We start from the raw sequence: 14,260 nt of genomic DNA, 5'->3' as shown, positions 1-14,260 counted from the left end.
CGCAGGGGCAAAAAATCTTTTGCCTGCGCTGGCGTTGCCCTGCGGAATCCTGTTGACAAAACCGCCGCCGCGTCTTAGCTTGCATCTGATGCGCATCCGTCCTGCCGCAGCCCCCCTTTCCCTTGCGCCGGAGAACCATCATGGCGGCTGTCCACTGGCGGCCCGAAGTGAACGCCCTCATCACCCCCCAATCCTGCCGCGCCGCGCTGCCGCCGGGAGCGGCCCGGCTGACCGCTCATGCGGAAAAAGCGGAACAGAGCTGGATTCTGAGACCGGCAAGCGGATATACTGTATACTGCACGAAGAACGTCCGGCGGCCTGCGCAGGCTTGTCCAGCAAGGAGCTGGCCAGCTTGCCGGAGCAGCCACAACAACAAGCGGAGGTGTCACTATGGCTTTGATTGACTGGGATGAGAGTCTGAGCGTCAATGTATGGGCAATCGACTTGCAGCATAAGAAGTTGGTGGCTATGATCAATGATCTGCACGACGCGATGAAGAGCGGCAAAGGGAAGGAGGTGCTGGGCAGGATACTTGCCGGCCTTGTCAGCTACACCGACACCCATTTCAAGGCGGAAGAGAAGTACTTCGCCCAGTTCAACTACCCAGACACAGCGGCCCATGTGAAGGAGCACGCCGCCTTTGTCAAGCAGGTCTCCGACTTCCGGCACGACTTTGAAGCGGGCCGCCTGACCGTCTCCATCGACACCCTCTACTTCCTGCGCGACTGGCTGCGGGGGCACATCCAAGGCACGGACAAGAAGTACAGCGAGTTCTTCAACCAGAACGGCCTGCTCTAGCGCAGCCGCACGGTTTCAGTGGCTTATCCGGTCAAGATGCGGTACATTTGGCGGCAGAGCTGCCGCAGACAATCTGCCGCTGCCGTGTCATCCAACCAGAACAGCGACTCAGCATGAGCACAGAGACAGCGCAGGACGAAGTCCTGCCCGAAGAATCGATTCAGACCGTTGACATTGAGAAGGAGCTGCGCAAGTCCTATTTGGACTATGCCATGTCCGTGATTGTGGGCCGCGCCCTGCCCGACGTGCGCGACGGCCTCAAGCCCGTGCACCGGCGCTGCCTCTATGCCATGCGCGAGCTGGGCACGCTCCACAACCGGCCCTACGTCAAGTCCGCCCGCATTGTCGGCGACGTGATCGGCAAGTACCATCCGCACGGCGACACGGCAGTCTATGACACCATCGTGCGCATGGCCCAGGACTTCTCCCTGCGCTACCCGCTTGTTGATGGTCAGGGCAACTTCGGCTCCATGGACGGAGACCCCCCTGCGGCCATGCGCTACACCGAGGCCCGCATGAGTCGGCTGGATCAGGAGCTGGTGGCGGACATAGACAAGGACACGGTGGATTTCATCCCCAACTACGACGGCTCGCAGCAGGAGCCGACTGTCCTGCCTGCCCGCATCCCCAACCTGCTGCTCAATGGCTCCGAGGGCATTGCGGTAGGCATGGCGACCAAGATACCACCGCACAATTTGACTGAGCTGATGGACGCGCTCATAGCCCTGAGCGAGAACCCGGAACTCACGGTGGCTCAGCTGATGGAGCACATCACTGGCCCGGACTTCCCCACCGGCGGTTTCCTCTGCGGACGCTCTGGCATCTACGAGGCCTATGAGACTGGTCGGGGCCGGCTGATGATGCGTGGCAAGCTGCACGTGGAGCGGCGCAAGAAGGGCGAAGGCGAGGCCATAGTCGTCACGGAGATACCCTTTCAGCAGAACAAGGCTGATCTGGTGCAGCGCATCGCCCTGCTGATGAAGGAGAAGCGCATCACCTCGATTGCTGAGGTGCGTGATGAGTCTGACCGTGACGGACTGCGCATCGTCATGGACCTGAAGCGAGACGAGAACGCAGACATCACTATCAACCAGCTCTACACCCTCACACCCTTGCAGAAGAGCTTTGGTGTGATCATGCTCTGCATTGTCAACGGCAGGCCAGAGATACTTAACCTCAAGCAGTTGCTTGTCCACTTCTTAGAGCATCGGCGCACCGTGGTCTACCGCCGCACCGCCTTTGAGCTGGGTAAGGCTGAGGAACGCGCTCACCTGCTGGAAGGCTTGAAGATTGCCTTGGACAACTTAGACGCAGCCGTAGAGCTGATCAAGACCGCTGCTGGCCCGCCCGAAGCCAAGGCCGGACTGATGGACCGCTTCTCCCTCTCCGAGCTGCAAGCCCAGGTCATCCTTGACATGCGCCTGCAACGCCTCACTGGTCTGGAGCGCGACAAGATCATGCAGGAATACACCGAGACCATTGGCCGCATTGCCTATCTCAAGAGCGTGCTGGCAGATGACAGCTTGGTCATGCAGATCATCCGCGACGAGTTCCGGGACATCCGCGAGCAGTACGGCGACAGCCGCCGCACCGAGCTGATCGAGGCGGCAGACGAGATACTGCCGGAAGACATGATCGCTGCTGAAGAGATGGTCGTCACTGTCTCGCACAACGGTTACATCAAGCGCAATGCCCTCAGTCTCTACCGGGCGCAGCGGCGCGGTGGCAAGGGCGTGACTGGCATGGCCGACAGCAAGGATGACTTTGTTTCCGGCCTCTACACCGCCTCCACCCTCGACACCTTCTTGTTCTTCACCAACTTAGGCCGTGTCTTCTGGCGCAAGGTCTATGAGCTGCCTGAAGGCGGGCGCACAGCCAAGGGCCGGGCAGTAGTCAATCTGCTGGAGCTGGGCGAAGGCGAGAAGGTGGCTGCCATCCTGCCCATAGCTGATCTTGCCAATGCGGACGAAGCCCTCTGCATCCTCACTGTGACCAAGAAAGGCATCGTCAAGAAGACCAGCATTGCTGAGTACAAGCGGCCCATGCGCAAGGGCAAGTTCGGCCTGACCATCCGCGAGGATGACGAGATCCTCTGCGCTGCTGTCACCTCGGGCGAGGACGAGGTCTTCCTCGTCACCCGGCAAGGCATGTCCATTCATTTCCAGGAAGATGATGTGCGGGCTGTGGGCCGCGTCGCGGTCGGAGTCAAGGGGATTACGCTGGAGGAGGGCGACGCAGTGGTCGGCGCGGTAGTGCTCAAGAAGAGCGAGTGCGAGTCAACGTCCATTCTCACCGTGACCGAGAACGGCTACGGCAAGCGCACCGCTGTGTCCGAGTACCGCCTGCAAAGCCGGGGCGGCAAGGGTGTGGCCACAATCAAGACCAGCGAGCGCAACGGCCTGGTGGTTGGTGCGCTCCAGGTTGAGGACAGCGATCAGGTGATGCTGATTGCCAACTCAGCCAAGGTGATTCGGATGCCCATGGACTCCATGCGGGTGATAGGCCGCAACACCCAGGGCGTGCGCATGATCAACCTTGGTGAAGGTGAGCGCGTGGTGGATATGTCCATCCTCGCGCGCTCCTCTGGGGATGTTGAGCCAGAGGAGGACGAAGCAGCAGAGGACTGAGCCTGTCAGCGGGAATCCCCGGCTTGCCGCTGACAGCGGCAGCCGGGCGGGCGAAACCGCCCCTAACGGGTTTCTTCGATGAAACGGCGGATTTCCTCGCTGAGGCCGAGGGCCGCGCCCAGCTCATCTAACCAGCGGCGTTCGCTTTCGGTGTCCACCTTGATGGCGGACAGGGCCACGGCATACATTGCCTGCGTCAAGCGGAGGCTGCTGATGCCTTCCGTCAGCTCAGCGATGCTGCGGGGATGATGCAGCTCTTCCAGCAGGAACATCTTTTCTTCCTGCGACAATTCCGCGCTGCGCAGGCGGTCGAGAATGCTCCGCTCCTCCTCTGCGTCCAGTGTGCCGTCGGCATGGGCCGCCGCGATCATCACCCGGATCAGGCGGCAGGCAAAATCCTGATCGCCGCCGGAAGGCGCGGCAGCAGCCGGAGGTGCTGCGGGAGGTGTCTGCGCCGGAGTCGGACCTGGCGGCGGGGGTGGAGGGCTTGCAGACGTGCCGGGCGCGGGCGGAACAGTCCCCCAGTTTGGCTGCGGCGGCCCTTGCTGCCGCTGGCCGCTGGTGCGGAACACTTCATACGCCCCCACGCCAAGGCCGATGGCGGTCATCAGCCCCTTGCCGGAGGCAAGCTGGCTGGTCAGGCTGCCAAGAAGGGAGTCATTCGACGATTTCTTATGCTGCTGGCGGTCATGGGCATTGCCAAACTGACCGCCCACCGCTTCCTGAAGCAGCTTTCCCAGCAGTTTTTCCATGTTCATAGAGCGTTCTCCTTGAGATGAGTTCCGTTGTTTCGCAGTGCACGGACTGTCCGACGACGCAGCGCGGTTCGCGATTCAAGAATATCGCTCAGACGGAGCAAAGGAAAGTGTTTTTTTAGCGCGGCAGAGACGCTTGAGGAAAGACTGCCTCTGCCAAAAGAAAAAGGGCGGAGGCCGCAGAGCCCTCCGCCCTCTTGCGTGCGTGCGAATGCTGTTTGTTTAGAAGCGGAAGCGCAGACCGGCTCCGACGCGGCCATACTCCTCCAGCTCGTCCAGCTCGTCGGTTGCCGCCCGACCCTGCAAGAAGATGGCCGCGCTGGTTCCAGCCGGATTGCCGAAGATGCGGAGGCCAAGCTCGGCGATGATATCCGCGCCGCTGTCCTCGCTGGGCACATCGTCATCGCCGTTGGTCATCCATGCGCCGATGCCCAGTCCGGCAAAGAAGGGCGACCACATGCCGCCCTGCGTCGGGCATTGGAAGAAGTTGTACTGGAGCATAAAATCAAGGAGGAAGGCATCCTCGCCGCTGTCTCCGCCCGCTTTGGCCGCCCCGCCCGCCAAAGCCAGGAAGGAGAACTGCGGGCTGGCGACATACTCCACGCCCAGCCTGCCGAAGCCGTAATTCACCTGATCCTCTTCCTTCTGATGGAGATAGCCGAGATCAGCGATGAAATGGAAAGGCGACTCGCAGCACTTGGCTCCAATCTTCACCTCTTTCACCACCGGCTTGTCCACATAGACGGTTTTGGTCGGGCCAGCAACCATGACTTTCTTCACCACAGTCCTTGTCGGGCCAGGAACAGGCACCTTCACTTCCCGCACCACTTCCTTGTCAACATACTTGACCACCTCGACCGGCTTGTCCACGTATTTGACCACTTCTTTCGGGACATAAACCGTCGGGCCGGGAACCTGTCTCACCACCTCTCTGACCACTGGCCGGTCCACGTATTTGACCACTTCTTTCGGGACATAAACTGTCGGGCCAGGAACATGAACGACCCTCTCCGGGCCAGGAACGGTGCGCACCACTTCCTTGATCACCTCTTTCGGAACGTAGACCGTCGGGCCGGGAACTTCTTTGATCTGAACAGCCGGAGCCTGCACCGCAGGCGCAAGACCGGACTCCTTCAGGGCCAAGTTGCCGCATTGCAACGGCACGGCAAAAATGTACCGCTGTCCGTCCTTGTCCAGCGTGAACTCAAACGCCTGCAGCGCGGAGCTGCCGCCCCAGGTCACATCTCGCGCCACTTTCACCCGTCCCTTGCCGTAACGCCGGAAGAGCATCCAGTCAATGTGCTGTCCTGGCTGATACTCGACAATCGCGATCTGGCTCTGCGGATAATTGGCAATGTGCGCCTGCACCAAGGGAAACAAGTCGGCATTGCCTGCCGCAGCCATGCCCGCCTCGATGTCGCCGCCCATCTCCCGCATCATGGCCTGCAAATCATTCACGGTCGACAGCGGACGTGAGACCGGGTGCGTGCCCACCGTTCTGAGAATGCTTGCAGCCTGCGCTCCGCCACCCACAGGGGCGGTCAATGCGGCCAGCACAGCGGCGGACACCAAAATCTTCTTGTTCATTTCTTCCTCCTTCTCCTTCATTTTGATGAGCAGGCCTATTCCCGCCCAGAAAGTGCGTCTCCTCCGACAGGAAACTCCTCGCGTCCGATCAGAGCCGCGCCCACCGCGTTGCCCACTTCGTAATAATCCGGGAAGCTGACTGTGGTGCGCAACCGTTCAGCCACAGCAGGCAGGAAGCAGCGCGAGGCCGCGCCGATGCCGATGATCGGGATTTTCACTGCCACGCTGAGGCTGAAGAACGGGTTGTCCTTGCTGCTTAAGAATGGCGCGGCCTCGCTGGCAGGCCAGACCTTGCGGGCCAAATAGTCAAGAATGATGGTTTCGATGACCTGCTCGGTCTCAGCCACCACCCGCAGACAGAGGCGTTCGACATCCATGCCGAGGACAGCGGCCAAGGCTTTTGCCCCCTGCTCCGCCTGATGCCGGTTGCCAATCGCCAGCTTGCCCAGGACATGCAGGGCATCGGTCGGGGTGAAGCCGATCACCTTGATCTGCTGACGGTAGGCCAGCCGCTCCAGCCATTTCTCCAAGAGCATCCCGGCAGCCCCAGTTCTGAGGGCCAGGGACTGCGGACTGAGCGGGCCATGCTGGAGCAGGCAGTTGAGAATCTCATCGTGCGAGGCTGCGGCCTCGTCCAGCCCCTCCACCGGCATGATCAGGGCGTTGCGCAGGCCGCAGCCGAGCCAGTCTTCAGGATCAGGCAGGCCGGCGGTCATGCAGAGCGGCTGCACCCGCACCGGAGCCAGCCTGATGCTGCCGCCCTGTCCGTCCTCGGCAGTGCAGATGACGTGCGAGTCGCCGCCGCCGCCAGCTGTGTACATGTCAATGGCTTCAATATGCGTCTGCCACTGGCCGATCCGGCAGCCTTCGTTGCTGAGCACCGGATGGCCGTCGCGGATCATGCAGACATCGGTGGTGGTGCCGCCGACATCCACCACCAGCGCGGTGCGCTCTCCGGCGGTGCAGCCGAAGCGGGCGGTCGCTGCCGGGCCGCTGGCCACGGTGATCGCGGCCCGCTGCACCGCCTCGTCCAAGCCTGCGCCCCGGCCATTGCCGCAGATGATGGTCACCGGGCAGTTCAGCCCGGCCTTGAGCATGGATATCTGCACTGAAGAAAGAAAGCCAACCATCAGCGGCATCAGGCGGGCGTGCAGGCAGGCGGTGGCGGCTCTGGCGTGCATGCCAGGACTGCCGCTGACCTGATGCGAGCAGAACACCGGCTTGGGATCAAGAATGGCGATGGCCTCTTCCGCCACCAGCTCGTGCGCCGGGTTTTTGATGGACATCGCGCTGCACACCGCGTAGCTGTCCACCTCGCCCCGGATCGCCCGCACCGAATCCACCAGCCCTTCGAGATCGAGCGGCTCGTCCTCTTCGCCCGTGATTTTATGCCCGCCTTTCATGAAGACGCTGGCTGTCACCGGCAGCTTGAAATGGCGCACATGGCCGAAAACCAGCAGACCGACCCGTGCGCCCCGGCCTTCAACCACCGCGTTGGTGGCCAGCGTGGTGGAGACAGACAGCCGCCTGACCGCCTCCGGCGGCACGCCGGAACCTGTCAGCAGGCGCGCCAGCACCCGGCCCACGCCGATGCCGAGGTCGTGGTGAGTGGTCGGCTCTTTGACCCAGTGCGCCACCTGAAGGGTGGAATTGCTGATCAGCACCCCGTCGGTGCAGGTGCCGCCTGTGTCAATGCCGATGCAGTAGCTGTCCATCCGCCGCTCTTTGTTCTGCTGAAAAACCGATTGGAAATCTGCTTGTTGCTCAATAATGCCTGAAAAAGAGCTATTGTAAACCGCTGGCGGCGGATTGTCCAGCGCGGACTGAGCCAGAAGCAGGAAAGAAGAAGCGTTTTTTACGGAGGAAGCAAAGGGGGAAAAGCTGCTGTTCGCCCTCCGAGCGCGGAAGCTCTCAGCTGATCAGCCGAGCAGGGCGGAAGACTGAAACTTTGTCATCTTCTGAAGAAACAACGACTTTTTCCTTGTTTCGGCGGCCTTACCGCCAAGGGGAAATGAGGCATTCCCCGCTGGCAATGAGGCATTCCCTGCTGGCAACGAGGCATTCGAAAGAGGGAATGTGTCATTGCCAACAAGGAATGAGGCATTGCCAGCTGGCAACGAGGCATTCGAAAGAGGGAATGTGTCATTGCCAACAAGGAATGAGGCATTGCCAGCTGGCAACGAGGCATTCGAAAGAGGGAATGTGTCATTGCCAACAAGGAATGAGGCATTGCCAGCTGGCAATGGGCCATTTCCAGCTGGCAATGAGGCGTTCGAAAGAGGGAATGCCTCATTGCCAACGGGGAATGAGGCGTTCGCAGCCGAGAACGGCGGGCAGCAAACAAGCTCTGCGCTTGTTCCTGCCGCCGTCGGCCTGTTCAACTCAGGGACAAGCTTGCATCAGCTCGCCTTGAGCATCTCGGCAATACGGAAAGCCATTTCCAGCGACTGCTCGGCGTTCAGCCGAGGATCGCAGGCGGTGCAGTAGTTGCGGCGCAGCCCTTCGTCATTCAGGCCGGACGCGCCGCCGGTGCATTCGGTCACGTCGCCGGTCTGCTCGTCCCTGCCAGTCAGCTCGAAATGCACGCCGCCCGGAATCGCGCCTTCGCTGCCGCAGACCGCGAAGAAGCTCTTCAGCTCGGCAAGTATGTCCTCGAAGCTGCGGGTCTTGCAGCCGCTCAGGGCCTTGCGGATGTTGCCGTGCATCGGGTCGCAGCACCAGAGGACATTCAATTCCTCGCTCCGCACGGCCCGGATCAGCGGCGGCAGGTACTGCTCCACCTTGCCCGCGCCAAAGCGGGTGATCAGGGTCATCCGGCCTTCCTCGTTGTCCGGGTTGAGCCGCTGAATCACCTTGACGATTTCCTCCGGGTTATGGCCCGGCCCCACCTTCATGCCCAGCGGATTGCGCACCCCGCGCAGGAACTCAACATGCGCACCCTCAAGCTGACGGGTGCGGTCGCCGATCCAGAGCATGTGGCCGGAGCAGTCATACCAGCGGCCCCGGATCTCGTCTTCAGAATCCTCGCGGGTCAGCGGCTCCTCGTAATCCAAGAACAGGGCCTCGTGCGAGGTGAAGAACTCCACCTCCTTGATCTGCGGCATATCGGTGTGGATGCCAATGTTCTCCATGAAACGCAGCGTCCGCTCGATCTGCCGGGCCACGCTCTGCTCGTAGTCGCCGCCGACCGGAGAATTTTTGACAAACTCCTGATTCCACTTGTGCACGTTGTGCAGGGAGCTGAAGCCGCCTTGGGCAAAGGCGCGGAGCAGGTTGAGCGTGGCGGCGGAGAGATAGTAGCCCTTGACCATCCGCTGCGGATCGGCCTTGCGGGCCTCCGGCGTGCCTTCTACGGAATTGCACATGTCGCCGCGATAACTGGCCAGCTCCACGCCGTTGACCATTTCGGTGGGGCTGGAACGCGGCTTGGCGTACTGGCCTGCGATGCGTCCCACCTTGATCACCGGCCTGCCGCCGCCGTAGGTCAGAATTGCGGCCATTTGCAGCAGCACCTTGAGGGTGCTTTTGATGTTCGGCGCAGAGCAGCGGGCGAACTCCTCGGAGCAGTCGCCGCCTTGCAGCAGGAAAGCTTGGCCCTTGGCCGCCTTGGCCAGATGCGCTTTCAGCTCGCGGATTTCGCCCGCAGCCACTAAGGGCGGCAGGTGCGAAAGCAGGCCGGTTGCTTCATGCAGCTCCTGCGCAGGCCAGTCCGGCTGCTGCAAGGCGGTTTTGCTTTTCCAAGAAGATTTGTTCCAAGTAGTCATGGCGATATGTATCAGGGTTGAAATTTATATCTCTTAGTGAAGCTGCTCAAGCGTGGTCAGCCATTGGTCAAAATGCGGACACTGCCGACGCATGGCCGGAATGCCTATGGTTTCAGCAATGCTGCTGCCCATGACAATCTTCTGGTATCCGCTCATCAACGCGGCAATTCGTTTAGAAGGCGCGGTCTCCGGGCGGTCATTGATTTCTTCCGGGCTGCCGCATTCCGCAAGAATCTGCCGCACACGCTCCGGCTCAACCTTGATCTTTTCCGCCAGCGCAACGGGATCGCTGAACAGCAGGGCTTCAAACTCGTGCATGGCGATGTAGGGAATGAAGCGACGGTCGGCATTGTTGCCGCCGAAGCTCGCAACGATCTTCTGCCGCGTCGCCTCCTCCATCAGGTTGGCTTTCTCAGCAGCGGAAAGCGCGGCACCAGAACTGACTTTTCCTCTGATCTCTTCTCTGCCCGGCCAGTCTGCATCAATTCTGAAATAATCAAACATGGTTGACACGTAGGTATCTGACCGCTGCCTGAGGAAATTGCCGATGTCGTTTTTTGCCCGTTCAAAGCGGATGTCGCCGCCTTTATGTCCTGGACTGCCAATGCGGGCGGCGTGGAGATAGATTCCTTTCACGGACATTGCCGGGGCAAGAACATCACGGACAAACAGCTGCTCAGTCGGCCCTTCCACAACAATGCACACTTCCACCTTACTCATAAGAAGGGCCTGCTGCAACAACGCCTTTGCGCCAGAGATCGCCCAAAGAATACTCTTCAAGCCAGGCGGACAGCTCCTGCGCGTTCAGCCGTTTGAAGACCGATGCGCCTTTTTCTCTTGTGACCACCACCACATCTTCCGGCTGAAAGCAGTCAACCAAGGCAGGAGACTGCGTGGAGACAATAAGCTGTGTTCTTTCCGCCGCCGCTTGAATCAGCTCGGCCAATATTTCAATGGCGTAAGGATGCAGCCCCAGTTCCGGCTCATCAATGATCATCGTTGATGGCGGATTCGGCTGAAGCAGAGCAGTGACAAGGCAAATGAAACGCAGCGTGCCGTCAGAAAGATGGATTGGCCGCAACGGATAATCAGAGCCTTTCTGATGCCAGTTCACCCGTACTTTTTCATGCTCGTTTGGCTTGAGAATGAAATCTCCAAAGAATGGCGCAACCAGACGGACAGTCTCAACGATTTGCCGATATGAATCAGCGTTGTTCTCTTTTAAATGGTATAAAAAGGGTGCAATGTTGGCTGCATCAAACCGGAGATATTCCGTGTCGTCAACGGTCTCCCAACGGCGCATTGGCGCGGTCTTGCTGGTGTCGTGAAAGTGATAAATCTTCCACGAGGATATCGCCTCATAAACATAGAAAGAGGGGTTGTATTTTCCATATATCCCAGCGTTGTCTTTATCTATAAGCAAAAAAGGAACAGTGCGGCCATTACCAATCTCTCGCCATGGCTTACATCCTCCTGAATAACATCTCACCTCTTCGTTGATAATAAATAATTCTTCTGTGGTATGAGCTAATTTGAAACGATAACCATTTTGTCCGAACATTGTTTCTACCTCTATCTGAGGTGTAACCTTCGGCCCATTGAACAGAAAAGCATCACTGCCGCCGCCTTCTGCGATAATATACGATTGCAGACTTGTGTTGGCAAGACCTGGCAGCGGCAGTTCCATCATGGCCCGCAGCAGGCGGAAAAAATCAATGAAATTGCTTTTTCCCGCCCCGTTGCCGCCAATCAGCACATTCAGCTTCCGCAGCTCAAAATTCTCCAGCGACTGAATGGACTTGAAGCCTTTGATGGTTAGCTTGTCTAACGATTGCGGCATGACAATCCTTTACGAACCCACGCCGAAGTTCCGCAGCGCGGTGCGGAAGGAGTTTAACGGACTCAGGATGGTGTCGCCAAGCAGGATGGTGTAGCCGAACCAGTGGTAAAAAGTCAGCGGCTGGCCCATTTCCCAGACTAAATAGCAAAGCAGGACAGTGGCGGCCACCAGCCCGCTCACGGACGTGACCACGTCCAGCATGAAAACCGCCAGGCCGATGTCGCCGGATTTGAAGAATTCGGCAAAAAGCACGAACACGCCGAGGCCGATCAGGACAAAGCCCGGCACGCCGTCCAAAGGAATCTCCATGACCTGCGTCACTATCAGATAGATGATGACTAAAAAGGTCCAAGGAACTTTATTGAAAAAAGATGAAGAGCCGCTGCTGGGATTCATAACGCCTTCCTTGTCGTGCGTTCTTGCTCAGGCCATAACGCAGCTTTCTTCAGTGACCGGGTCAAAAGAGACCGCCATTGCCCGCACCGGGCAGCCAGTGACGCAGAGACCGCAGGCCGTGCATTTCTCCGGCTCAAACACAACCGTCATTTCGGGCCGCTGAATGTGCAATGCGCCGACCGGGCAGATGCCGGTGCAGGCTCCGCACTGGAAGCATTTCTTCTCGTCCCGATGCACCCGTCCGGCGATGCGCTCCGCCTTGACACCCAAACTTTTAAGGTATTCGAGGGCGGCGTTGATGTTCTCCTTGAGGCCCTTCAGCTCCAGAATCAGGTAGCCGTCGCGCTGGGGCAGGATTTCCGCCTTGAGGATGTTGAACTCCACATCGTAGTGCTTGACGAGCTGGCAGATCACAGGCTGGCTGGAGTTCTCTTTCGGGTAGCTGAGGTGGTAGATTCTGGTCATGGCTGGCGTTCCAGTGCGGTTAACGGTTTGAAAGGCGGAAGGCCGAGGCATCCCCGGAACCTTCCGCAGCATAAAGAAAAGATCACTTCTTCAGCAGCATTTTGACAGCAGGCAGCCAAGGAACAGGAGGGGTGTTCTCCAGCCAGAAATTGGCCTGCGCTGATTTCTTCACGGCATCCATCGTGACCACGCATGTATCGCTGGCACCAGAACATGCCCCGCTCCAGCCCGTAAACAGGGAGCCGCTGTCTGCGGCGGCTGTCAGGGTCACGCTTGCGCCGGAATCGAACGAGGCAGAACAGGTGCCGCCGCAGTCAATGCCCGCCGGGCTGCTTGTCACTGTTCCGCTGCCTGTTCCGCCTTTGAAGACTTGCAATAGGGGAAAAGGAAGAGTCACATCGCAGGTGATGTCGTTGCCCGCCGCAGCAATATTTGTCACCTCAATTCCAGTTGCAAGACCGTTGTATGCCTTGCTGTTGGGCGAAGTCGAATCTGTGAACGTACTGCCGGGCACATAAAAATCTCCGGCATCCGCCTCTTTATTCTGCTCAATCTCTTCCAGCCCATCTGCCTCCATCAGCCGCAGGAGTTTATGCGCAGTATAAGAGTTGTCATACAGATAATCGTTGCCTCCTCCGTCCAACCGGGCATCCACATGCCAGATCAGCAGGCCGTCTGTCGGAATCTGCACATCATTCCGCTCAGGCTTGCGGTGCTGCACCATAAAGAACTCCTGAAAGGGCGTGGAGGCGGCATTCGGCATAACCAGCAGAGTTTGGGGTGCTGTCGCATCGGAGCTTGGGGCCAGCACCTGCCCAGGATAAGCCCCTGCCTTGATGACCGTCGGAGTCAGCCAATCAAGGACGAATTTGCTGAAGGCGTTGTGATCTCCCCACGTGGCATCCATCATGTCCAAGCCTCCAACACCGCCTTTCGGCCCAACAGAGTCATCATAATCATAGTAATCCGGGAGACCAAGGCCATGGCCAGTCTCATGAATCAGCGTAAGAGGCTCAAAACTGCCATTTGGATAATAATCTGCCTCCCATTGCCATGAATAGCCCCCCAGCTTTTTTCCATCAACAGTGTATGAAGAATCGCTGAACTCGGTCTGGTAGCCCCACCAGAATGAAGCCCATGCTCCATGCGGCCCGGTCCAAATAACAGCAAAATAATCGATTACTCCGTCTCCGTTATTGTCATACTGAGAGAAGTCATGGCCAAGTCCTTCAAAGTAATTGATAGCAGATTTGATCAACGCCTCGCGGCCTACATAAGTCTGGGCAACACTAGAACGATTGCCTGCCTTGTACCAGCCCAAGGTGGCACCTTGCAGGTTCAGCAGTCCATAGGACGACCGGTTATAGTAGGCACTGAGTGACTCGTAAGGATACAGTGTGCTGCCTGTGTCTTCCGCGCCGAAAATCCTGCTGTCAACAACGGCCTGAGTATCAGTAGAAATATGCAGATAATCATTGAACTCAATCAACAGGACAAACATCTTGACATTGCCGGTGGTCGGCATGTTTCTCCACGCTGGAGGCGGAGCAGGAAGAATCTGCTCTATCTCTTGAGCGGTCTTACCGGCAGCCTCGTAAGCCAAGCGGCTGAGTTTATACTTGGTCTTTGCCGCCAGCCCGGGAGCCATCTTGTGGTTGCCTATGGCAAGGGCCGCCTGCCGCCGCTCCTCCCAAGTGCCATCTTTTTTATACTGTTCAACTTGTTCAGCCGTCGGAGGCTGAAGAGCCTGAGAGGTTGCCGCGCAGCCCAGCAGCAATGCGACAGTGACACACCATTGAAGAAGATTTGTTTGCATCATGCCCTGCCTCCTGTTCGATAGAAGCTTGTGGTTGCGATGAGAAGTGTCTTTTTTATTTTCGGTGACACCGCAACCTTCTGTCAACAGGTCTCTTTCAGAAGAGCAAGCAAAGCCTCTGGCTCCGCTTCCGTATTCAGCCGGAGGAGCAGCTCCGGCGGCAGCTCGTCGGGCTGAACAAAGGTTCCGCGCTGGCGGACGAATATCTCCCA

Annotated in this window: 12 protein-coding genes; 3 read left to right on the top strand and 9 right to left on the bottom strand. The window is 58.7% G+C overall.

Features of this window, described 5'->3' with window-relative positions:
* Positions 1–140: 140 nt before the first annotated feature.
* The 3 genes from ACNKID_RS03460 to gyrA all read left to right on the top strand — a co-directional run bounded on the left by ACNKID_RS03460 (position 141) and on the right by gyrA (position 3,425).
* Positions 141–404, top strand: coding sequence for a hypothetical protein (locus tag ACNKID_RS03460; RefSeq protein WP_417912043.1), 264 nt, complete (start codon positions 141–143; stop codon positions 402–404).
* Positions 391–798, top strand: a complete 408-nt coding sequence (locus tag ACNKID_RS03455) for a bacteriohemerythrin (protein WP_417912042.1) — start codon at positions 391–393, stop codon at positions 796–798. The genes ACNKID_RS03460 and ACNKID_RS03455 overlap by 14 nt, the downstream gene beginning before the upstream one ends.
* 113 nt (positions 799–911) lie before the next feature.
* The gene (gene gyrA / locus ACNKID_RS03450) at positions 912–3,425 is read left to right on the top strand and encodes a DNA gyrase subunit A (protein WP_417912041.1); all 2,514 of its coding nucleotides are present in this window, start codon (positions 912–914) and stop codon (positions 3,423–3,425) included.
* A 62-nt stretch (positions 3,426–3,487) separates the two neighbouring features.
* Here the strand turns inward: gyrA and ACNKID_RS03445 are convergent, their stop codons facing one another.
* From ACNKID_RS03445 to ACNKID_RS03405, 9 genes are all read right to left on the bottom strand, one after another.
* Positions 3,488–4,183, bottom strand: coding sequence for a DUF533 domain-containing protein (locus ACNKID_RS03445; RefSeq protein WP_417912040.1), 696 nt, complete (start codon positions 4,181–4,183; stop codon positions 3,488–3,490).
* A 219-nt stretch (positions 4,184–4,402) separates the two neighbouring features.
* A complete protein-coding gene (locus tag ACNKID_RS03440) occupies positions 4,403–5,767 on the bottom strand; it encodes an IMCp domain-containing protein (protein WP_417912039.1) in 1,365 nt (454 codons plus the stop codon).
* Between the two features lie 35 nt (positions 5,768–5,802).
* Positions 5,803–7,482 (bottom strand): hydantoinase/oxoprolinase N-terminal domain-containing protein, encoded by a 1,680-nt coding sequence (locus ACNKID_RS03435; RefSeq protein ID WP_417912038.1) that lies wholly within the window; start codon positions 7,480–7,482, stop codon positions 5,803–5,805.
* A gap of 684 nt (positions 7,483–8,166) precedes the next feature.
* The gene (locus ACNKID_RS03430; RefSeq protein ID WP_417912037.1) at positions 8,167–9,531 is read right to left on the bottom strand and encodes a class II 3-deoxy-7-phosphoheptulonate synthase; all 1,365 of its coding nucleotides are present in this window, start codon (positions 9,529–9,531) and stop codon (positions 8,167–8,169) included.
* 33 nt (positions 9,532–9,564) lie between these two features.
* Positions 9,565–10,251 carry a DUF4276 family protein gene (locus tag ACNKID_RS03425; RefSeq protein ID WP_417912036.1) on the bottom strand — a complete coding sequence of 229 codons (687 nt, stop codon included), beginning with the start codon at positions 10,249–10,251 and terminating at the stop codon, positions 9,565–9,567.
* On the bottom strand, positions 10,244–11,371 hold the full coding sequence (locus tag ACNKID_RS03420; protein WP_417912035.1) for an AAA family ATPase: 1,128 nt from the start codon (positions 11,369–11,371) through the stop codon (positions 10,244–10,246). The genes ACNKID_RS03425 and ACNKID_RS03420 overlap by 8 nt, the downstream gene beginning before the upstream one ends.
* 9 nt (positions 11,372–11,380) lie before the next feature.
* Complete coding sequence (locus ACNKID_RS03415) at positions 11,381–11,767, bottom strand: hypothetical protein (protein ID WP_417912034.1); 387 nt, start codon at positions 11,765–11,767, stop codon at positions 11,381–11,383.
* A 27-nt stretch (positions 11,768–11,794) separates the two neighbouring features.
* Positions 11,795–12,232 (bottom strand): NIL domain-containing protein, encoded by a 438-nt coding sequence (locus tag ACNKID_RS03410; protein ID WP_417912033.1) that lies wholly within the window; start codon positions 12,230–12,232, stop codon positions 11,795–11,797.
* Between the two features lie 82 nt (positions 12,233–12,314).
* The gene (locus tag ACNKID_RS03405) at positions 12,315–14,051 is read right to left on the bottom strand and encodes a M6 family metalloprotease domain-containing protein (protein ID WP_417912032.1); all 1,737 of its coding nucleotides are present in this window, start codon (positions 14,049–14,051) and stop codon (positions 12,315–12,317) included.
* Positions 14,052–14,260 lie beyond the last annotated feature (209 nt).

It is taken from the genome of Candidatus Electronema sp. TJ (assembly GCF_048287355.1).
Taxonomy (GTDB): Bacteria; Desulfobacterota; Desulfobulbia; order Desulfobulbales; family Desulfobulbaceae; genus Electronema.
Note: the sequence above shows the minus strand (reverse complement) of the source record. Positions and strands in the feature narration are given on the sequence as shown.